The sequence below is a fragment of the Kribbella aluminosa genome, assembly GCF_017876295.1.
In the GTDB taxonomy this organism is placed as follows: Bacteria; Actinomycetota; Actinomycetes; order Propionibacteriales; family Kribbellaceae; genus Kribbella; species Kribbella aluminosa.
This window is the reverse complement of record NZ_JAGINT010000001.1, coordinates 3,153,673-3,173,638: the sequence shown is the minus strand read 5'-3', so window position 1 is coordinate 3,173,638 and position 19,966 is coordinate 3,153,673. Positions and strand designations below refer to the sequence as shown.

20 protein-coding genes are annotated in these 19,966 nt (G+C 70.0%); 15 read left to right on the top strand and 5 right to left on the bottom strand.

What is annotated here, in order from left to right; genetic code table 11:
• Complete coding sequence (locus JOF29_RS15190) at positions 1-444, bottom strand: nucleotide exchange factor GrpE (RefSeq protein ID WP_209694843.1); 444 nt, start codon at positions 442-444, stop codon at positions 1-3.
• On the bottom strand, positions 444-2,309 hold the full coding sequence (gene dnaK / locus JOF29_RS15185; protein WP_209694842.1) for a molecular chaperone DnaK: 1,866 nt from the start codon (positions 2,307-2,309) through the stop codon (positions 444-446). Before dnaK ends, JOF29_RS15190 begins: the two co-directional genes overlap by 1 nt.
• 262 nt (positions 2,310-2,571) lie before the next feature.
• Between dnaK and JOF29_RS15180 the strand changes: the two genes are divergently transcribed.
• Positions 2,572-3,762 carry a PucR family transcriptional regulator gene (locus JOF29_RS15180; protein WP_209694841.1) on the top strand — a complete coding sequence of 397 codons (1,191 nt, stop codon included), beginning with the start codon at positions 2,572-2,574 and terminating at the stop codon, positions 3,760-3,762.
• Here JOF29_RS15180 and JOF29_RS15175 read toward each other — a convergent pair whose 3' ends face one another.
• A complete protein-coding gene (locus tag JOF29_RS15175) occupies positions 3,763-3,948 on the bottom strand; it encodes a hypothetical protein (RefSeq protein ID WP_209694840.1) in 186 nt (61 codons plus the stop codon).
• Between the two features lie 102 nt (positions 3,949-4,050).
• Between JOF29_RS15175 and JOF29_RS15170 the strand changes: the two genes are divergently transcribed.
• The gene (locus JOF29_RS15170; RefSeq protein WP_209694839.1) at positions 4,051-4,929 is read left to right on the top strand and encodes an AraC family transcriptional regulator; all 879 of its coding nucleotides are present in this window, start codon (positions 4,051-4,053) and stop codon (positions 4,927-4,929) included.
• Here JOF29_RS15170 and JOF29_RS15165 read toward each other — a convergent pair.
• A complete protein-coding gene (locus tag JOF29_RS15165; RefSeq protein WP_209694838.1) occupies positions 4,833-5,945 on the bottom strand; it encodes an MFS transporter in 1,113 nt (370 codons plus the stop codon). The genes JOF29_RS15170 and JOF29_RS15165 overlap by 97 nt on opposite strands.
• Positions 5,946-6,110: 165 nt before the next feature.
• Between JOF29_RS15165 and JOF29_RS15160 the strand changes: the two genes are divergently transcribed.
• Genes JOF29_RS15160 through JOF29_RS15150 form a run of 3 tightly spaced genes read left to right on the top strand, consistent with a single transcriptional unit; the run spans position 6,111 to position 8,418 of the window.
• Positions 6,111-6,869, top strand: a complete 759-nt coding sequence (locus tag JOF29_RS15160; RefSeq protein WP_209694837.1) for an ABC transporter ATP-binding protein — start codon at positions 6,111-6,113, stop codon at positions 6,867-6,869.
• Positions 6,866-7,627 (top strand): ABC transporter permease, encoded by a 762-nt coding sequence (locus JOF29_RS15155; protein ID WP_209694836.1) that lies wholly within the window; start codon positions 6,866-6,868, stop codon positions 7,625-7,627. The genes JOF29_RS15160 and JOF29_RS15155 overlap by 4 nt, the downstream gene beginning before the upstream one ends.
• A 14-nt stretch (positions 7,628-7,641) precedes the next feature.
• Positions 7,642-8,418 (top strand): MerR family transcriptional regulator, encoded by a 777-nt coding sequence (locus JOF29_RS15150; RefSeq protein WP_209694835.1) that lies wholly within the window; start codon positions 7,642-7,644, stop codon positions 8,416-8,418.
• Here JOF29_RS15150 and JOF29_RS15145 read toward each other — a convergent pair.
• A complete protein-coding gene (locus JOF29_RS15145; RefSeq protein ID WP_209694834.1) occupies positions 8,405-10,141 on the bottom strand; it encodes a cytochrome c biogenesis protein CcdA in 1,737 nt (578 codons plus the stop codon). The genes JOF29_RS15150 and JOF29_RS15145 overlap by 14 nt on opposite strands.
• Before the next feature lie 196 nt (positions 10,142-10,337).
• Between JOF29_RS15145 and JOF29_RS15140 the strand changes: the two genes are divergently transcribed.
• The 10 genes from JOF29_RS15140 to JOF29_RS15095 all read left to right on the top strand — a co-directional run bounded on the left by JOF29_RS15140 (position 10,338) and on the right by JOF29_RS15095 (position 19,965).
• Entirely contained in the window at positions 10,338-11,018 is a 681-nt protein-coding gene (locus tag JOF29_RS15140; protein WP_209694833.1) for a fasciclin domain-containing protein, read from the top strand.
• A gap of 71 nt (positions 11,019-11,089) precedes the next feature.
• Entirely contained in the window at positions 11,090-11,566 is a 477-nt protein-coding gene (locus JOF29_RS15135) for a MarR family winged helix-turn-helix transcriptional regulator (RefSeq protein WP_307863346.1), read from the top strand.
• A complete protein-coding gene (locus JOF29_RS15130) occupies positions 11,566-11,904 on the top strand; it encodes a hypothetical protein (protein ID WP_209694832.1) in 339 nt (112 codons plus the stop codon). Before JOF29_RS15135 ends, JOF29_RS15130 begins: the two co-directional genes overlap by 1 nt.
• A 635-nt stretch (positions 11,905-12,539) precedes the next feature.
• Positions 12,540-13,493: an ABC transporter substrate-binding protein gene (locus tag JOF29_RS15125; protein WP_209694831.1), complete on the top strand. Its 954-nt coding sequence runs from the start codon at positions 12,540-12,542 to the stop codon at positions 13,491-13,493.
• Positions 13,494-13,498: 5 nt separating this feature from the next.
• Positions 13,499-14,530 carry a FecCD family ABC transporter permease gene (locus JOF29_RS15120; protein ID WP_209694830.1) on the top strand — a complete coding sequence of 344 codons (1,032 nt, stop codon included), beginning with the start codon at positions 13,499-13,501 and terminating at the stop codon, positions 14,528-14,530.
• A complete protein-coding gene (locus JOF29_RS15115) occupies positions 14,527-15,570 on the top strand; it encodes a FecCD family ABC transporter permease (RefSeq protein ID WP_209694829.1) in 1,044 nt (347 codons plus the stop codon). The genes JOF29_RS15120 and JOF29_RS15115 overlap by 4 nt, the downstream gene beginning before the upstream one ends.
• 115 nt (positions 15,571-15,685) lie before the next feature.
• Positions 15,686-16,522 (top strand): ABC transporter ATP-binding protein, encoded by an 837-nt coding sequence (locus JOF29_RS15110; protein ID WP_209694828.1) that lies wholly within the window; start codon positions 15,686-15,688, stop codon positions 16,520-16,522.
• A complete protein-coding gene (locus tag JOF29_RS15105; protein ID WP_209694827.1) occupies positions 16,519-17,355 on the top strand; it encodes a nitrilase-related carbon-nitrogen hydrolase in 837 nt (278 codons plus the stop codon). The genes JOF29_RS15110 and JOF29_RS15105 overlap by 4 nt, the downstream gene beginning before the upstream one ends.
• On the top strand, positions 17,348-18,940 hold the full coding sequence (locus tag JOF29_RS15100; RefSeq protein WP_209694826.1) for an amidohydrolase: 1,593 nt from the start codon (positions 17,348-17,350) through the stop codon (positions 18,938-18,940). Before JOF29_RS15105 ends, JOF29_RS15100 begins: the two co-directional genes overlap by 8 nt.
• Positions 18,937-19,965 carry an acetamidase/formamidase family protein gene (locus tag JOF29_RS15095; RefSeq protein ID WP_209694825.1) on the top strand — a complete coding sequence of 343 codons (1,029 nt, stop codon included), beginning with the start codon at positions 18,937-18,939 and terminating at the stop codon, positions 19,963-19,965. The genes JOF29_RS15100 and JOF29_RS15095 overlap by 4 nt, the downstream gene beginning before the upstream one ends.
• Position 19,966: the final 1 nt, after the last annotated feature.

Here is a 19,966-nt window from a genome sequence, read left to right as displayed (position 1 = left end):
CTACTGCTTCGGTTTCGCGACGACGACCGACGCCGGCCGCAGCAGCGCGTCCGCCGTGCCGTACCCGGGCCGTACGACGGCCAGCACCGTCCCCGGAGCTTCCTCGGACGCCAACGTACTCACCGCCTCGTGCAGGACCGGATCGAACGGCTCCCCCGTCGGGTCGAACATCGGGTACCCGAGCCGCGCCAGCGCCGCCACCGCCTGCTCGCGGATCACCTCGATGCCCTTCACCACTCCCGCGGGATCACTGTCCGCGTGCTGCAGCGCCAACTGCAGATTGTCAACAATCGGCAACCAGACCGCGGCCAGCTCAGCCCGCTCGAGCGCGCGCGCCCGCTCGACGTCGCGCTGGTACCGCTTCCGCAGGTTGTCCAGGTCGGCCGCCGTCCGGAGCAGCTGATCCTCGAGCTCCCCGACCCGCTGCTCCGTCTCCTCGCTCATCAGTCCACCGTGAAGTCGGCGTCGATCACGTCGTCGTCATCGGCACTGCTCGGCGGCTGCTCGGGCTGCGCGGACCCGCTCGCCAGCAGGCTCTGGTACACCTGCTGCAGCTCCTGCGTCAGCGGCCGGACCCGATCCACCCCGGCGCCCTCCTTGACCGCCTGCCGCGCATCCGCGACCAGCGTCTCCGCGCGGGCCTTCTCGTGCACGGCGACCGTGTCGCCGAGCTCACCGAGCCGCCGATCGACCTGGTACGCCACCGCGTCCAGCTCGTTCCGTGCGTCGACATCGGCCCGCAACCGGGTGTCCTCGGCCCGGTGCTGCTCGGCGTCCGCGACCATCCTGTCCACCTCGGACGAGTCGAGCGCGGAGCTCTCGGTGATCGTGATCGTCTGCTCGACACCGGTGTCCTTGTCCTTCGCGGACACGTTCAGGATCCCGTTCGCGTCGATGTCGTAGGTGACCTCGATCTGCGGCTCGCCACGGCCGGCCGGCCGGATCCCCTCCAGCCGGAACCGCCCGATCACCCGGTTGTCCGCGGCCCGCTCACGTTCGCCCTGCAGTACGACGATGTCGACCGCGTTCTGGTTGTCCTCCGCGGTACTGAACGTCTCGGTCCGCCGGGCCGGGATCGTGGTGTTCCGCTCGATCACCTTCGTCATCATCCCGCCGAGCGTCTCGACGCCGAGCGACAACGGCGTCACGTCGAGCAGCAGCACGTCCTTCAGCTCGCCCTTGATGATCGCGGCCTGGGTCGCCGCTCCGATCGCGACCACCTCGTCCGGGTTCACGGTCATGTTCGGGTCCTTGCCGCCGGTCAGCCGCCGGACCAGCTGCTGGACGGCGGGGATCCGGGTCGACCCGCCGACCAGGATCACCTCGTCCAGGTCGTTCGCGGTCACCTTGGCGTCCGCCATCGCCTGCTGCACCGGCCCGAGGCAACGCTCCACCAGGTCGTGGGTGATCTCGTCGAACGTCGACCGCATCACGGTCACCACCAGGTGTTTCGGCCCGGTCGAGGTCGCGGTCACGAACGGCAGGTTGACCTGCGTCTGGGTCACCGACGACAGCTCGACCTTCGCCTTCTCGGCCGCCTCGAACAACCGCTGCAGCGCCTGCGCGTCGTCCCGCAGGTCGACGCCCTCGGCCTTCTTGAACTCGTCGGCCAGGTAGTCCACCAGCCGCCGGTCGAAGTCGTCGCCGCCCAGGTGCCCGTCACCCGACGTCGACAGCACCTCGACCACACCGTCGCCGACCGTCAGGATGCTGACGTCGAAGGTTCCGCCGCCCAGGTCGAACACCAGGACGGTCTCGTTCTCCTTCTTGTCCAGCCCGTACGCCAGCGCCGCCGCGGTCGGCTCGTTGATGATCCGCAGCACCTCCAGCCCCGCGATCTTCCCGGCGTCCTTGGTCGCCTGCCGCTGGGTGTCGTTGAAGTACGCCGGGACCGTGATCACCGCCTCGGTCACCTTCTCGCCGAGGAACTTCGACGCGTCCTCGACGAGCTTGCGCAGTACCAGCGCGGAGATCTCCTCGGGGGCGTAGAGCTTGCCCCGGACGTCGAAGCGCACCGAGCCGTCGGCGCCCTCGACCACGTCGAACGACACCGCGGTCATTTCGCTGGTGACCTCGTCGTACCGGCGGCCGATGAACCGCTTCGCCGAGTAGATCGTGCCCTTCGGGTTCAGGATCGCCTGCCGTCGGGCGAGCTGGCCGACCAGCCGCTCTCCGTCCTCGGTGAACGCCACCACCGACGGCGTCGTCCGGGATCCCTCACCGTTCGCGATCACCGTCGGGTGACCACCCTCGACCACCGCGATCACCGAGTTGGTGGTCCCGAGGTCGATACCGACCGCCTTCGCCATCTCAGCCTCCGTCCGTGCTCGATCCGCTCCCCGGCACGGTCGTTGCCCCAAGCATCGGCCCCGGACATCGAACTGCGCCGGGCCCCCGGACCGCAGTTCGCCGGGAACGTGCCGGACGCTACCGCCGGGCGGCAGGCCCGGCGGCGGATCGCCCGGGTCTTTGTCCGAAGCGACCGCCCCGGTTGTCCGAACCGCCAGCCAACCGCCGGAGAACGGGTCGCAGGTCAGTGTCACCAGGCGACAGGTGTGCTGAGATGAGGTCATGACCCACACCGAGCCGGACCTCGCGCAACTCGCCGCCTGGGCCGAGGGGCAACTACCCGAGCTCGCCGAGAACGCCTGTACGGCGATCGTTGCCAAGATGCCGTTCTACCGCAACGGCGCGGTGGTCTCGATCGCGGACCTGCGCCGCTCGGTCGGGCACAACCTGCGGTTCCTGGTCGGCGCGATCCGGGAACCGCTGGCGCCGCTCGACCTGGACACGCCGCGGGAGACCGGGCGCCGGCGGGCGCAGCAGTCGGCGCCGCTGCCCGAAGTACTGCAGGCGTACCGGATCAGCTTCGCGACGCTCTGGGACGCGCTGCTCGCCCGCGCCCGGGAGATCGGTGACCCGTCCGCGGCGGACGCTCTGCTGTCGGCTGCGAGCCTGATCTGGCAGGTGACCGACGAACACGCACTCGCAGTCACCGAGGCGTACCGGGCGGCCACCGCCGAGCTGATGCTGGCCCGGCAGCGGCGCCGGGCCGCGCTGGTCGAGGCGTTGCTGACGGGGCAGCCGGGCCCCGACGGCGGGCCGTGGGAGGCCGCGTCGCTGCTCGGCCTTCCGCCCGGCGGCCAACTGCTCGTCGTCGCGGCGGAGACCCGCGCGCTGGCGGCGGAGAGCCTGCCCGGGATCGAGCGGCGGTTGTCCGAGCGCGGTGTGGTCTCCGGCTGGCGGCTGACACCGGCGCTGCAGCTGGGCCTGGTCGCGGTCGCAGCCGAGCAGGAGGATCTCGTACTGACGCTGCTCCGCGACGGCGTGACCGCCCGGACAGGCGTGAGCCCGCTGTACTCGAACCTGTCGGACACCCCGCGGGCGCTGCAGCTCGCACGAACGGCGATGGCGACGGTCCCGGTCAGTCGCACCGAGGTACGCCGGTTCGACCCGAGCCCGCTGGCCGCGCTGATCGCGATCGACCCGAACGAAGGCCGGCGGATCGCCGAAGCCGTCCTCGGCAGCGTGCTCGCGCTCCCCTCCGACGACCGCACGGTCCTGCTCGACACGCTCCACGAGTACCTGAACCACGACGGCTCGGCGGAGCACGCGGCGCGCGTCCTGCACTGCCACGCGAACACCGTCCGCTACCGCCTCCGCCGGCTGCAGGAGCTCACCGGCCGTACCCTCTCGGACCCGCACGACGCCGCCGAACTGGCCAGCGCCTGGTACGCCGTACAGCTCAGCCCGAGCCGCTGATCAGTCCTCCTCCAACGCCTGCGCGGCGCCCGCAAGGTTCTCAAGGCCGGATTCCAGCGCCGTCGTCGACGTCGGGTCCTCGGCATCACTCGTCTCCGCGGCAGCCAGCTCGCCGGCTGCGTCGTCGGCAACCACGCCCGGCTCGGTGGTGACCGCCGCTACCTCGCCACTCGGATCTCGCACCATTGTTCGAGACTAACGAGCAGACCCGCGCTGCGGGCAGGCCTTGTCCCGATCGACAGCGACCACTGTGGAATAGGTCGAGCTGCTCCCGCTGTTCTCACGTTCATGGCTGGTTCTCGGCGTACGGCGACCCGGTTCGACCTCGGTCAGCTCACCCACCAGGTGCTCGGCAGGCGCGCGTCGCTGAGCGTGCCCGGACCGAGGTGGTTCCTGGTGCTCGACGGTACGGCGTACCTCGAGACGGCCGGCGGCAGTACGCCGCTCGTGGTCGGCGACGCGGTCTGGGTCGACGCGCGGACGGCGTTCGCGGTCGCCTCGGACGACGGCGCCAAGCTCGCGATCGGCGATCTGCGGGTGGTGGTCGCGGCGGATCCCGTGCCGAGTCCGCTCGTGATTCGCGGGTTCGCCGACCGGCATGCGGGTGTCGCCGATCTGGTCCGGGGCTGTCCGCTCGACGGTGTCTGCCGCGCTACGGTCTTCGCGGACGGGTACGGCACGCTGATCGGCGCCGCGATGACGGACTCCTGGCTGCAGGACCAGGGGCCCGCCACCGACGCGGGCGACCCGCTCGTGGCACGGGTGCTCGAAGCGGTGGTCGCGGACCCGGCGAACAAGTGGAGCGTGGAGTCGCTGGCAAGTCTCGTGCACCTGTCCCGGTCCGCGCTCAGCGCACGCTTCCAGAAGGCGCTCGGCCGCAGCCCGGTCCGGATGCTCCGGGAGGTCCGGATGGGCGAGGCGCGGCGGCTGCTGTCCGACCCCCGCCTCCCGGTCGAGGCGGTCGCGTCCCGCTGCGGCTACGGGTCGATCGCCGCGTTCAGCCGGGCGTTCGCCGCCGACCACGGATCCTCGCCGCAGTCCTGGCGGGCCGACGTACATCAGGACAGGCTTCAGGCCGGACTCCTGGATGGGCGCAGCGCCGCGAAGCCGATGCCGCTGAGTACTGCGCAGACCGCGCCGACCGTGAGCGCCGCCGCGACACCGTGACCGTCGACGACCGTGCCACCGACCGCCGAGCCCACGGTGATCGCGATCTGGAACGCCGTCACCTGAAGGCTCATCGCCGACTCGGTGTGCTCACGTTCGGCCCGCGCCACCCATAGCTGGGTCGCGACCGGGATCATGCTGAACGCGATCCCCCAGCTCACCACGCCGACCACCAGCATCGGGACGCCGACGGCGTACCCCGTGACGGCAAGGCTCGCGGACAGCAGCAGCGGCGCGGCAGCCGACGCCAGCCGCAACCGGGTCGCCAGCGCACCGGCCGCGAGATTGCCCAGCAGCCCACCGAATCCCCAGGCGAGCAGCAACCAGGCCGAATCCCCCGGCGTGACGCGCATGATCGCCAACCGGATGTACGGGTAGGCCACGAAGTTCCCGAGTGCGGCAAGCACGATCATCACCAGGCCGGCGATCAGCAACGGATTGCGCAGCGCGCTCCGCATCATCACCAGCCCCGCCGACGGATGCGCCGGCACCGCCGGGAACACCGCGACCAGGAACACCAGACTCACCACCGTGAAAGCAGCCGCCACCCCGAACACGACGCGCCACCCGGCGGTGTCCGCGCCGATGGACGCCAGCGGTATCGCGACGATCGTCGCCAGGCTGACTCCGACCGACAGACTGGTCGACACCAACCGCTCGCGGCCGGGCATCGCCTGTACGCCGGCGCCGAACGCGAACGACCAGTAGCCGGCGATCGCGACCCCGAGCACCAGGCGACTCACCAGCACCACGGCGAACGCGGGCGCGAGAGCCACCGCCAGGTCCGAAACTGCAGCCGCCGCGAGCAGTCCGATCAGTACGAGCCGCCGGTCCGTCCGCGGCAGCAGCACCGCAATGGACGGCGCCGTGACCGCACCGGCGATCGCGGTGGCGGCCACCGCCAGCCCGGCCGTCCCCTCGGAGACCCCGAGGTCGGCTGCCATCCGCGGCAGCACGCTGGCCGGCAGGAACTCGCTCGCCACCAGCAGGCAGATCCCGAGATCAAGAGCGACCAAGGACACGAGGCCGGAACGGCGGACTGCCGTCTGAGATGCACAGGTAGTAGACACCCTCCAAGCCTGGCGACCGGAGGCGTCGTGCGCTTGATCGTCTGTCGCGAGCGCTTGATCGGACGTGCTGCCTTGACCTTGACGCAGGGTCAACCCTTCATGCTGATCGCCATGAGTGCTGATGCGGCGATCCAGGTGCGTGGATTGCAGAAGTCCTACGGGAAACAGGAGGTCCTGCGCGGGGTGGACTTCGAGGTGGCGCGGGGCAGCATCTTCGCGTTGCTCGGCTCCAACGGCGCAGGGAAGACCACGACGATCAGGATCCTCGCGACCCTGCTGCGGGCGGACGCGGGGACCGCCACGGTCAACGGCTTCGACGTCGCGGAGCACGCCGACGACGTACGGCAGTCGATCAGTCTGACCGGGCAGTTCGCGGCCGTCGACGAGATCCTCAGCGGCCGGGAGAACCTCGTACTGGTGGCCAAACTGCGGCACCTCCCGGACCCGGGCACGGTGGCGGACGACCTGCTGGCGCGGTTCTCGCTGACCGAGGCGGGCGCCCGCCGGGTGGCGACGTACTCGGGTGGCATGCGCCGCCGGCTGGACATCGCGATGAGCCTGATCGGGGACTCGCCGGTGATCTTCCTCGACGAGCCGACGGCCGGCCTCGACCCAGAAGCCAGGATCGAGGTGTGGCAGCTGGTCAAGGAGCTGGCCGGCTCCGGTACGACGGTGCTGCTCACCACGCAGTACCTGGACGAGGCCGAGCAACTGGCGGACCGGATCGCGATCCTGCACCAGGGCCGGATCATCGCGAACGGCACCCTCGCCGAGCTCAAGCAGCTGCTGCCCCCGGCGAAGGTCGAGTACGTCGAGAAGCAGCCGACGCTCGAGGAGATCTTCCTGGCGATCATTGGAGACAAGCGATGAGCACCCACGTCGTCGGCGACACGGTCGCCCTCACCCTGCGGACCCTGCGGCACGTCGTCCGCAGCCCGGACACCATCATCACGACCGTACTGACCCCGATCGCGCTGATGCTGATGTTCGTCTACGTCCTGGGCGGCGCGATCAGCACCGGCTCGAAGGCGTACGTGAACTACATGCTGCCCGGAATCCTGCTGATCACGGTCGCGTCGGGCGTCGCGTACACGGCGTTCCGGCTGTTCATGGACCTGAAGACCGGGATCTTCGAACGGTTCCAGTCGATGCCGATCGCGCGCTCCGGGGTGCTGTGGGCGCACGTCTTCACCTCGCTGGTCGCCAACCTGATCTCGCTCGTCGTCGTACTCGGCGTCGCGCTGCTGATGGGCTTCCGCACCGGGGCCGGCGTACTGCCGTGGCTCGCGGTGGCCGGCATCCTGTTCCTGTTCACGCTGGCGCTGACCTGGCTCGCGGTGATCCCCGGGCTGACCGCGTCGTCGGTGGAGGGCGCCGGCGCGTTCGGGTACCCGCTGATCTTCCTGCCGTTCATCAGCTCGGCCTTCGTCCCCACGCAGACGATGCCGGGGCCGGTGCGGTGGTTCGCCGAGCACCAGCCGGTGACGTCGATCGTCGACACGGTCCGCGCGCTGTTCGCGCAGCAACCGGTCGGCTCGAGCATCTGGACCGCGCTCGCCTGGTGCGCGGGAGTGCTCGTCGTGGCGTACGTCCTCGCGATGGTCGTCTACCGCCGGAAGATCGCCTGAGGCAGGCTGGACCCATGCTCACCATCAGCCAGCTGGCGGCGTACGCCGGGGTGACGGTGCGGGCCGTCCGGCACTACCACAAGATCGGGCTGCTGCCGGAGCCCGGACGCGACCGCTCCGGCTACCGGTCGTACAACTCCGCCGCCGTCGTCCGGCTGATCCGGATCCACACGCTGGCCGATGCCGGGGTCCCGCTGGCCCGGGTACAGGAGCTCCTCGACGCCGCGCCGGAGGACTTCGAGGACGGCGTACAGGAGATCGACAAGGAGCTGCGGGCGGAGGTCCGGCGGTTGCAGGACAGCCGCCGACGGCTCGCCAGACTCGCGGCCGGCGACCACCTCGCGCTCCCGCAGAGCGTTGTGGGCTATCTCGAGCGGCTGCGTGGTCTCGGCGTCAGCGAGCGCTACGTGGAGATGGAGCGCGACGCGTGGATCATGGTCGCCGCGCTGGTACCGGATGCGATCGACGTCGTGATCGCGGCGAAGCACGAACAGCTGGACGATCCCGACGCGCAGAAGCTCTACAGCCTGGTGAGCGAGGCGGTCGACAACCAGGGCGACGAAGCCTTGCTCGTCGAGATCGCCGACATCCTGGAACGCATGTACGTCCGTGCCTTCGAGGCTGGTCACCTGAGTGACGAGCCCTTCGACGACAAGTTCGTCGAGCTGCTGGACGCCGTCATGCTCGAGTCCGCACCCGAATCGGTGCGGCTGCTCGCGATCCTGGAGGAGCGCGGCTGGAAGGGCTGGACCCGCATCGAACAGGTACCGGACGGACTCACCCGAAGCTGAACGTGAAGGCCGAGACGCCCGGCGAGTACGTCAGCGTCACCGTGTCGCGTTCGACAGTCGGATTGTCAACAATCTGATAGGCGTTCGGCGTACCGTTCACCGTGATCGTCCGATCGGGCCGGCCCGCAATCGACACCGTGACGGTGCCGTGGCCGGACAGCACGTGGTACACCTTCGCGGCGTTGTAGTTCAGCCGCGCCTGCGATCCCGCGGTCGACGTGACGTTCTGGGTGCCGACGATCCAGTTGCCGCCGAGGCTGTAAGTGTCGTTCGGCTGGTACGCGTTCAGGCCGAACACGGTCGCGGTCTTCCGCGGCGCGAGTGACCCGGTGCCTTTGAGGTTCTCCGAGCGCGAGTAGCCCAGGTACGTCTCCGGGGTCAGGTCCTTGCCCGCGACGTCGGCCTTGACCGTGCCGTCCACCGGCGCCGGCAGCTTCAGCCCCGGATGCGCCTGGGTGAGCAGTTCGCGGAGCTGGTTCTCGGTCTGCCCGTAGGACCCTTCGCCGAACTTGATCGACCGTACGACGCCGTTCGCGTCGACCAGGTACTTCGCCGGCCAGTACTGGTTGCGGTACGCCGTCCAGGTCGCCAGGTTGTTGTCCTGGGCAACGGGGTACCGGATGCCCGCGGACCGGATCGCGGCCGCCAGGTTTCCGGCGTCCTTCTCGAACGCGAACTCCGGCGAGTGGATCCCGATGATCTGCAGCCCGAGGCCACGGTACGCCGTGTCCCAGGCGAGCAGATGCGGTGTCGCGCGCTGGCAGTTGATGCAGGAGTACGCCCAGAAGTCGATCAGCACGACCTTGCCCTTCAGCTCGGACAAGGTCACAGGCGTGGAGTTGAACCACTGCTGCGTGCCCTGGATCGCCGGCGCCGTACCGCACTGCGCCAGCACGGCCGCGCCCGGCGTGCACTTGGACAGCTCGGTGGACGCGTTGCCGATCGCCGGCGCGAGCGCACCCTGCACGGTCTTGTTCTCCGCGACCCTCTGTTCCAGCCCACTGGTGTACGACGGCAACGCCCGCTGGATCACGTCCGTGATGTTGAACGCGAGCGCGACCGCGAGCACCAGCATCACCACCCCGCCGGCGATCCGGAACCCGCGCGCCCGGTCCCGGTACGCCTTCACCCGTTGCGCGATCCGGGACCCGGCGGACGCGAAGACCAGCAGCGGCAGCGCCGCCCCGATCGCGAACGAGATCGTGAGTACGACGGTCCGCCAGCCGATGTGCCCGGTCGCACCGGCGACCGTGATCGCGGCCAGGACCGGCCCGGCGCACGGGACGTACAGCGTGCCGAGGCCGAGACCGAGGACGAACGCGCCGCTGTCCTTCCGGTTGATCTTCGGCAGCCGGTAGAACGGCCGCTCGATCAGGTGCCCGAGTGCCGGGAAGATCAGCCCGAGGCCCACCAGGCCGAGCACGATCAGGCCGACCCAGCGGAGGAAGTCGTCGGGCAGCCCGAGCGCCGACAGGATCACCGATCCGGTCAGCGTGAACAGGCTGAAGCTGACGACGATCCCGGCGATGATCCGCAGCGGCCGCCAGTCCCGCGCGGCACGCTTCCGTTCCCCGACCAGAACGTTGCCCTCGGCCCGTTTCCCGAGCGGCTCGGGGCGTCCCGTCGTACCGGCGAAGAAGATGATCGGCAACATCGGCAGGACGCAGGGCGAGACGCCGGTGATCAGGCCACCGATCAGTCCGATGAACGCGAGGGTGAGCATGCCGGCACTCCAACGATGGTTGATGGGCGAGACACCAGCAGTTCGCGGCGACGCGCTCCCCGGATGGGTCGCTGGGTCCGCGAACTCGTTGCCGATCCCACCCATCCGCCGGCCGGACGGCTGCGAATCCCTCGATGACAGCCGTGAGCAGCCCGCTCGCGGAACATCTGGCATCTAGATCGAGAGTGAGAACCTCATGTCCCGCATCCTCGTCCGCGCCGGCCTCACCGCGACCACCCTGGCCCTGGTCCTCACGGCCGCGGCCTGCGGCAGTAGCAACAACACGTCGAGCAGTTCGCCCTCGACGAGCACGTCGTCCTCGGCACCCGCGGAGACGCCCAGCGAGACCCCGAGCACGACCCCGTCGGCCAGCAACGCCTCGGGCGGCATGGTCGGACCGGGCTGCGCGGCGTACGCGAAGGCCAACCCGTCCGGCGCCGGCTCGATCGACGGCATGGCCGCCGCACCACTCGCCACCGCCGCCTCCGGCAACCCACTGCTCAAAACCCTCGTCGCCGCCGTCTCCGGCAAGCTCAACCCCAAGGTCGACCTCGTCTCCACCCTGAACGGCGGCGACTTCACCGTCTTCGCACCGGTCGACACCGCATTCGCGAAGATCCCGGCCGCAACCGTCAACACACTGAAAACCAACAGCGCCCTGCTCACCAAAATCCTCACCTACCACGTCGTCCCCGGACAACTCGACCCGACCGCGGTGATCGGCAAACACCCGACCGTGGAAAAGCAAGACCTCACCGTCACCGGCTCCGGCGACACCCTCAAGGTCAACGGCGCGAACGTGATCTGCGGCGGCGTCAAGACCGCGAACGCCACCGTCTACCTGATCGACAGCGTCCTGATGCCCCCGGTCAAGTAACCCGGCTCCGGCCGCACGACGTTACCTAACTCACTAACCATTAGTGCACTAACTATTGCTATCCTCGGCCTGTGACCACGGAACGGACGATGCCGGCGAACCCGCTGGCGCTCGAGCACCAGGTGTGCTTCGCGCTGGCGATCGCCGCACGGAGCGTGATCGGGCTGTACCGGCCGGTGCTCGAACCGCTGGGGCTGACGCATCCGCAGTACCTCGTGATGCTGGCGCTCTGGGAGTTCGAGCCGGTCTCGGTCAAGGACCTGTCCGGGATGCTCCAGCTCGAGCCCGCGACGCTGTCCCCGCTGCTCAAGCGGCTCGAGAGCGCCGGCCTGCTGCGCCGCGACCGCGACACCCGGGACGAGCGTTCGCTCGCGGTCGCGCTCACCGACCAGGGCCGGGCGCTGCGCGACGACGCGCTCGAGGTCCCGCCGGCCATCGTCGCGCGGCTCGGCCTGGACCTCGACGAACTGATGGAACTCCACGAACGCCTGACCCGCGTCATCGCCGCCGCGCGGAACGCAGGCCCAGCACCCCGAGGTGAGGACTGATGGACGAGGCACCGTACGCCGACCAGCGACCGCGCCCCCGGCGCCCGGTCCGCCGCCGTACCCCGCGGCCGATGAACATCGAGACGGTCCAGCGCTGGGTCGTCTCGGTCATCCTCTTCCACGTCGGCAGCGTCCCCGCCGTCACACTCGCGGTCTACAGCATCGGCGTCTCGCACGGCGACTTCGGCAAGGGCGTCGGCCTGTGGATCATGTCCGGCGTGATCGGCATCCTCACCGCGGCGGGCATCCTGGCCATCCACCGCCGGAGCCTGATCTCCCTCTGGCTCGTGCTCGGCGTCCTCCCGACAGCTGTGACCGGCTTCTACATCTTCCGCTAGTTCCCGAGTCGGAAGTTCGTGTCATAAGCCCACCGGTGCATCGCCGGCGCCCGGCCGCACCTCGGCGTCGAGCTGATCAGAGCCCCACTTTGAGCACCCACCAACCAGGCGGACTGCCGAAATCTGGTTGGCCCGTGCCCAAGGTTGCGGCAGCAGCTGCTCGGGGTAGCACCTGATCGGGCGCGGCGCAGTGGCCGCACGCAGCGGAGGACGCTTGTTGGAGGGACCGCACGTCCTTCGCCGGCGTGCGCTGGCCGGCGCGTGTACGACGGGCTGCTGACGGACGATCCCCTCCCGAACCACAGCGTGATGGTCGCCCGAGCCCGCACCGCGCCGGCATCAGCTCATCGTCGACGAATCGGTGCGCTCACCGTCTGGTAGAGCCGCGACTGTCCGGCGGCCTGCGTCGTACTCAACAACTCGAAGAGCGCGCAGGCGCTCCAACTCCGGCGCTCATGACTCGTCCACCCGTGCGCGCCACGCCTCCCGATGAGCGGTCGGGCTGTAGCAACTGTTGCAAAAGCAAACTTGCTCAATCCGTTGACACGGGCCTCGGGCAGTCCTACCTTCATGCGATATACAGCATTCGCATATCAAAGGTCCCGGAGTCTCCTCCCCTGTTCTAAGGAGCACCTATGAATGCCAGAGCCCTGCTGGCAATTGCCGGCGCAGCCGTGTTGGCCGCAACAGCGGCCGCCTGTGGTGGTAGCGGTTCGGGGACCGACGCCGCCGCGCAAGGCAGTGGACAGGCGGTCACGGTCCAGGCCGCGTCGGGACCGGTCAAACTGCCCAAGCCCGCCGTCCGGGTCGCCGTCATGCAATGGCAGTTCGTGGAAGACCTGCTGGCGTTGGGCGTACAGCCGGTGATGATCGCCGACGAGCAGCAGCCCGGCAGCGGGAATCCGTTGCCGCCGCAGTTCAAGGACAAGCTCGGCAAGTACACCTCGCTCGGCAGCCGCATCTCGCCGAACCTCGAGGTACTGTCCGCCGAACCCGTCGACCTGATCGTCGCCGACAAGAGCGAGCATCTGAAGGACTACCAGCAGTTCTCGCAGATCGCTCCGACGCTGATCCTCGACACCTCCAGCTGGGCCGACTTCTACCCGAACCTGCAGAAGCTCGGTCAGGCCGTCGGCAAGGCGGACAAGGCCGCCGAGGTGGAGAAGACCGTCAAGAGCGCGATCGCCGACGGCAAGGCGAAGCTCGCCGCGGACGCCGGCAAGCGGGCACTGATCGGCGTACCGACGCCCGACAAGTTCTTCGCGTTCACCGCGAACTCGATGCAGGCCGGCGTACTCACCGAGCTCGGCCTGACCTACGCCTACAAAGAGGTTCCGGGCAAGCTGAGTGAGCAGGCGCCGCTCGAATCGCTCGCACAGACGAAGCCCGACGTGATGTTCCTGACCGTCGATCCCGGCTCGCAGGTGGTCACCGACACCTGGAAGGGCAACTCGCTGTGGGACTCGATCCCGGCGGTGCAGAGCAAGCAGGTGCACACCGTGGACCGCGGGATCTGGTCGGTGGGCCGCGGCGCGCTCTCGGTGCCGCTGATGGTCCAGCAGACGGTCGACGCCTTCACCAAGGGCTGACCCCGATGTCGCAGACACTGACAGCACCAGCCGTCGACCGCCTCCGTCCCCTGCGGATCCCCCTCGGCGCCGGCGTGCTCGTCCTGGTGGTCGCGTGCGGGCTCAGTCTGATGGTCGGCTCGACCGGGACGGCGTCGCCCGGTCAGGTCCTGGGGGCCTTGACCGGGCACGCCGACCCACAACTCACGGCAGCGGTGCTGAGTCTCCGGCTGCCCCGGACCGTGATCGCACTGCTGATCGGCGCCGGGCTCGCCGTGTCCGGCGCGCTGATCCAGGGCGTCACCCGGAACCCGATCGTCGAGCCGTCGATCATCGGGGTGAACGCCGGCGCCGCGCTGGCGGTCGCGCTCGTCACGTACACGGTCGGCCCGCTGCGCCTGGGCGGGATCGGCCTGATGCCGTTCGTCGCGTTCGCCGGCGCGGCGGCAGCGGCGGCACTGGTGTTCGTGATCGTGGCCGGCGTCGACATGACACCGGGCCGGGTCGCGCTCGCCGGTGTCACCGTCGCGCTGCTCGCGAACGCCTTGGTGATGAGCGTCGTCGTACTGAACGACAACGCGATCCAGTTCCTGCTCCGCTACCTGGTCGGCGGCGTCGACGGCGCCAGCTGGTCCGGGGTCCGCACGCTGCTGCCGTACACGGTCATCGGGCTGGGGGGCGCGTTCCTGCTCGCCAAGTCGGTCACCGTACTGTCCCTCGGCGACGACATCGCCCGCGGCCTCGGCCTCCCGGTCGAAAGGGTGCGGCTGCAGGCGCTCGCGCTCGTGGTCGTCCTCGCCGGTGCCGCGGTGGCCGTCGCCGGGCCGATCGCGATGGTCGGGCTGCTGGTGCCGCACATGGTCCGCTGGTCGGTCGGTACGTCGTACCTGCGGGTGTTCGGCCTCGGCACCGTGTACGGCGGCGCGCTGCTGGTCGGCGCCGACGTCATCAGCCGGATCGCGATCCCGAGCACCGAGGTACCCGTAGGGGTCCTCACCGCGGTCATCGGTACGCCGTACTTCATCTATCTGGCTCGCCGTGGAAGGGGTGTCGTATGACGACCCTCACCGAAGTGTTGCCCTCCGCAACGATCCTGCGGCACGTCGCCCATCGCCGGTTGCTCGTCGTCGCGGGGCTGTTCGCGCTGCTGGTCGCGGTCGCGGTGGTGAGCATCGGGATCGGCGCCGTGCACATCGACCTCGGCCGGATTCTGCGGGCGCTGACGGGCACCGGAACGCTCGCCGACCACCGGATCGTGATCGGGTTCCGGCTGCCCCGGATCGTCGTCGGCCTGTGTGTCGGCGCGAGCCTGGCGGTGTCCGGCGTGATCCTGCAGGCCGTCACCCGCAATCCGTTGGCCTCCCCCGCGGTCGTCGGCGTGAACGGCGGTGCGGGGCTGGCCGCGCTGCTGGTACTGAGCTTCTCCAGCAGCGCGGCCGCGATCTGGCAGGTGCCGGCCGCGGCCTTCGCGGGCGCGGCGGTCGCGGGCGGTACGACGTACCTGCTGTCTCGCCGGGACGGCATCGTGAACCCTGGCCGGCTCGCGCTGATCGGGGTGGCGTTCGGCGGCTTCTCGCTTGCGCTGATCCAGCTGATCATCGTGACGACGTCGTTCACCGGCGACGTGCAGGCCGCGCTGCGCTGGCTGACCGGGAGTCTCTGGGGCCGGACGTGGATCCACGTCGAACAGGTCGCGCCGTGGACGCTCGTACTGCTGCCGCTGGCGTGGCTGCTGTCCGACCAGCTCAACCTGCTCGGGCTCGGCGACGACGTACCGCGGGCGCTCGGCTCCCGGCTCGAGCGGGTGAAGCTCGGGCTGCTCGGGATCGCGATCGCACTGGCCGGATCGGCGGTGGCCGTGGGCGGGACGATCGCGTTCGTCGGGCTGCTCGCACCGCACCTGTGCCGCCGCCTGGTCGGCCCCGGGCATCGGCTGCTGATCCCGGCGTCGGCGTGTGTCGGCGCGCTCCTCGTGGTGGTCGCGGACGCCCTCGGCCGCGCGATCCTGCCGCCCGCCGAGATCCCGGTCGGCCTGTTCACCGCGGTGCTCGGCGCACCGTACTTCCTGCTCCAACTCCGGAAAGGACTGCGCGCATGACTCTACTGATGCCGCGACTCCGTCGCGGCGGGTCATGGGGCTGTTGCTCCCGGCCTTCCCTCGTCGTTCCGGTCGCTTCGCTCCCTCCACTCCTCAGTCCAGGCCGGGAGGCCCCATGACCAGCCGCCTCCGCACCGAGAACCTGCGGCTCAGCTACGGACCGCTCGTGGTGATCCCGGATCTGTCGCTCGAGATCGAGGAGGGCGCCGTCACCAGCCTGGTCGGCCGGAACGGCTGTGGGAAGAGCACGCTGCTGCGCTGTATCGGACGGCTGCTCGACCAACGCTCCGGTCGCGTGCTGCTGGACGGCAAGGAGATCGCCACCATCCCGTCCCGGACGCTCGCGCAGCAACTCGCGATCCTCCCGCAGGGGCCGACGGCGCCGGAAGGCATGACCGTGATGGACCTGGTCGAGCACGGGCGCTACCCGCACCGGCAGTTCCTCGGGATCAAGTCCGACGAGGACCGGCAGACCGTCGCCTGGGCGCTCGACCAGACCGGGATGACCGACCTCGCGCACCGTCCGCTGGAACGGCTGTCCGGCGGGCAGCGGCAGCGGGCGTGGATCGCGATGGCGCTCGCGCAGGACACCAGGATCATCCTGCTGGACGAGCCGACCACGTTCCTCGACGTCGCGTACCAGCTCGAACTGATGGAGCTGCTCCGGCGGCTCAACCACGAGCACGGTACGACGATCCTGATGGTGCTGCACGACCTGAACCAGGCGGCGGCGTACTCGGACCGGATGGTCGCCGTCCGCGGTGGCGACGTCTACGCGAACGGCCGCCCGGACGAGGTACTGACCCAGGACATGGTCCGGGACGTGTTCGGCATCGAGTCCGACGTGATCGCGGACCCCCGCACCGGCAGCCCGCTGTGCATCCCGTATGCCCTCGCCCCAAAAGTCGCTTCGCTCCCGCCGCTCCTCAGCCCAGGCCGGGAGGCCCTATGACCTGGGTGAGCGTCGTACAGCTGGGGTCCGGAGCGGATCGGGGCGCCAATCTGGAGGCGATCGAGAAGTCGCTGCGGACGGCGGCCGGGGCCGGGAGCGCGTTCGCGTTCTTGCCGGAGGCAAGCATCTACCGCGGCCCGTACGATCCGGCGTACGTCGAGGCGGACGACGGGCCTGCACTGCGCCGGATCGCCGGGCTCGCCCGGGAGTTGCGGTTGGCCGTGGTGCTCGGTGGGGCGTGGACGCCGTCCGGCGATGCCGCGCATGCGTACAACAGTTGCCTCGTGTTCGACCGGTCCGGGCGGATCGCTGCCCGGTACCGGAAGGTGCATCTGTTCCGGCTCGACCGGACGGATGAGCCGGCGGACGACGAGGCGGCGTTCACGGCGCCCGGTGACGACACCGCGGTGGTCCGGGCCGGGGACATCACGCTCGGGCTGAGCATCTGCTACGACCTGCGGTTCCCCGCGCTCTACCGGAACCTCGCGGCCGCCGGCGCTACCGTGCTGAGCGTCCCCGCCAACTTCTCGGCGTACACCGGGCCCGCGCACTGGGAGGCCTTGCTCCGCGCCCGCGCGATCGAGAACCTCTGCTACGTACTGGCTCCGGCGCAGATCGGGACCGACTCGACCGGGTTCTCGGCGTACGGCCACAGCCTGGTCGTCGACCCGTGGGGCACCGTCGTCGCGCGGGCCGACGACGCGCCCGCCGTCCTCACCGTCGACCTCGATCCGGAGGCGGTGCGGGTACGGCGGAACGAACTCCGCTCGCTGCAGCACGACCGGCCCGACGTGTACGCCCACCCCGCCCGGATCGAGGAGCTCGATGGCTGACATCTTGTTGCGTGAGGCAAGAATCCTCAACGGCTCGGCGGGCCTGACGTGGGTCGCCGTGACGGGCGGTTCGATCAGTGCGGTAGGACACCACGGCGAGCCGGAGCCGCCGGCCGAGCGGGTCGTCGACCTCGACGGTGCCGTCCTCCTGCCGGGCTTCGTCGACAGTCACACCCACCTCGGCTGGAGCGCCGAGGACCGCTGGACGATCAACTGGTCCGGCACGACGACCCATGACGAGGCGCTCGACAGTCTCCGTACCGTCGCCGCCCGGGTCACGCCCGGCGACTGGGTGACCGGCGGCGACTGGCTCCCCAGCAGCCTGCCCGAGCCCGAACTCCCAACGCTCGGCGAACTCGACCAGGCCACCGACGGCCGCCCGCTGTTCCTGCGCAGCCTCGACCACAGCATCGCGATCCTCAACACGGTCGCCCTGCAGCGCGCCCGCATCGACGCCGACACCGCGGACCCTGCCGGGGGCCGCATCGAGCGGTACGACGACGGTGCACCGACCGGCGTACTGCGGGGAACCGCCATCTGGAGCCGCCTGGCCGCGGGCGTCGTACCGCCTCCGAACCGGGCCCGGCGGCTCGCGGAACTGCGGGACCTGCTCGCCGACCTGTCCGCGCGTGGGATCACCGAGGTGCACGACATCGCGACGTACCCGGTCGAGGACCGCCGGACGCCGATCCACCTGGAGCGTTCGTTCACCGACCTCGGCCTGATCGACGCGCTGGCCGGCGAGCTGCCGTTGCGGTACAGCTTCCGGCCGTCGATCTGGCGGGTCGACGACTACACAGGCGACGTCACAGCTGTGCAGACCTCCTCGCCGCTGATCACGTTCGCCGGGTTCAAGATGTCGCTCGACAACGGCTGGTACTCCGAGCCGGGCGGTCCGCGGATCGACTCGTTCCGCTACCCCGGCGCCGAGGAGGCGGGACGGCTCGGGAAACGCGCGGACGCGTTCGGTGCCGCGCTGTCGATCCACGCGATGGGCGATCTGGGCGTCGCGGAGGCGCTCGACGTACTGTCCGGTCTGCCGTCGCGGGCCGGTACGGCGCTGCCGCCGCATCGGGTGATCCATGCGCGCCGGGTCCGCCGTGAGGACGTCGTCCGGCTGGCCGCGCTGGGGGTTGCCGTCGAGGTGCAGCCGTGGGAGATCGTTGCCCAAGGCCCGGTGCTGGCGGCGCGTGGCGGCGACGAGTTCCAGAGCATGCTCAGTCCGTACCGTGCCTTGCTGGACGCGGGCGTGGTCGTCACGATCGGGTCCGATCGGCGGCTGGGGCTTCGGGTCGACCAGCGCGACACGGATCCGCTGGTCGCCGTACAGCTTGCGGTGACCCGGGAGGGCCTGCAGCCGGAGCAGCGCATCACGGTCACGGAGGCGCTGGCTTGCGCAACCACGAGCGGCGCGATCGCCGCGGGTGCCGGTGGGCGGCGCGGGAAGGTTGCGGTGGGGTACGACGCCGATCTTGTTGCCCTGGGCGACGACCCCCGAGAGCTCCCGCCGGAGCGGATCGCCGACGCGCGCCCGGTACTGACGATGAGTGCGGGCCGTCTCGTGTTCGGGGGCGGGGAGCGATGACGAGTGTCCGAGTGCCGCGGGCCGCGCACGGGTTTGCCTTTGATGGTGGGGTGGAGCCGGTGGTGCGGGTTGGAGCGGGAACGTCGTTGGTGGTCGAGACGTACGACTGCTTCTCGAACAAGGTGTCGTCGAGCGAACAGTTGTTCGGCCGCGAGCACGAGCTGCTCGACCTCATCGGGCAGTACAACCCCGTCACCGGCCCGATGTACGTCGACGGCGCGGAGCCGGGCGACCGGCTCGCGGTCCGGATCGACCGCATCGAGCTCGGCACGTTCGCGCCGTACGCCGCCACGCTGGTCACCGGGGACTCCAAGGGCGTCTGCGGCGGTCATTGGAGCCCGCTCGACGACGGGCTGCCCGACACCCGGATCTGCCCGCTCGACGGCGACACGGTCATCTTCCCGACCGGTGTCGGCGACCTGAGGCTGCCGGTGCGCCCGATGGTCGGATCGATCGGTACGGCGCCCGCCGCCGGTGCCGCCAGCTCGCTGGAGTTCAGACCGCGGCACGGCGGCAACGTCGACTGCCCGAGCATCACGACCGGCTCGACCGTCATGCTCCCGGTCAACGTCCCCGGGGCGCTGCTGTTCCTCGGCGACGTGCACGCGTCGATGGGCGACGCCGAGGTCACCGGTACAGCGCTGGAGACGAACGCCGACGTACACATCACGGTCGACATCCTGAAGGCTGCCGACCACCCCGGCGACGAACCCGTGACGCCGCGGCTCGACACCGCGACCACGCTCGGCTCGATCGGCTGCGAGTTCGGCGCCCCGCTGGAACGGAACCTGCAGCACGCGTTCACCGACCTCATCGAGCGTCTGCGCACCGGCCACCGGTTGACCAGGGTCGAGGCGTACGAACTCCTCGGCGCCGCCGCCCGCGTGCAGGTGAACCAGTGCGTCGCCGGCGGCTGGACCGCAGTCCACGTCAGCATCTCGCGGTCCGTCGTACCAGATCCGCGCGTCCCTGGTCCGGGGATGGTGCACACTGACTCAGCACCGAACGACGAGGGGGCGGGCTGAC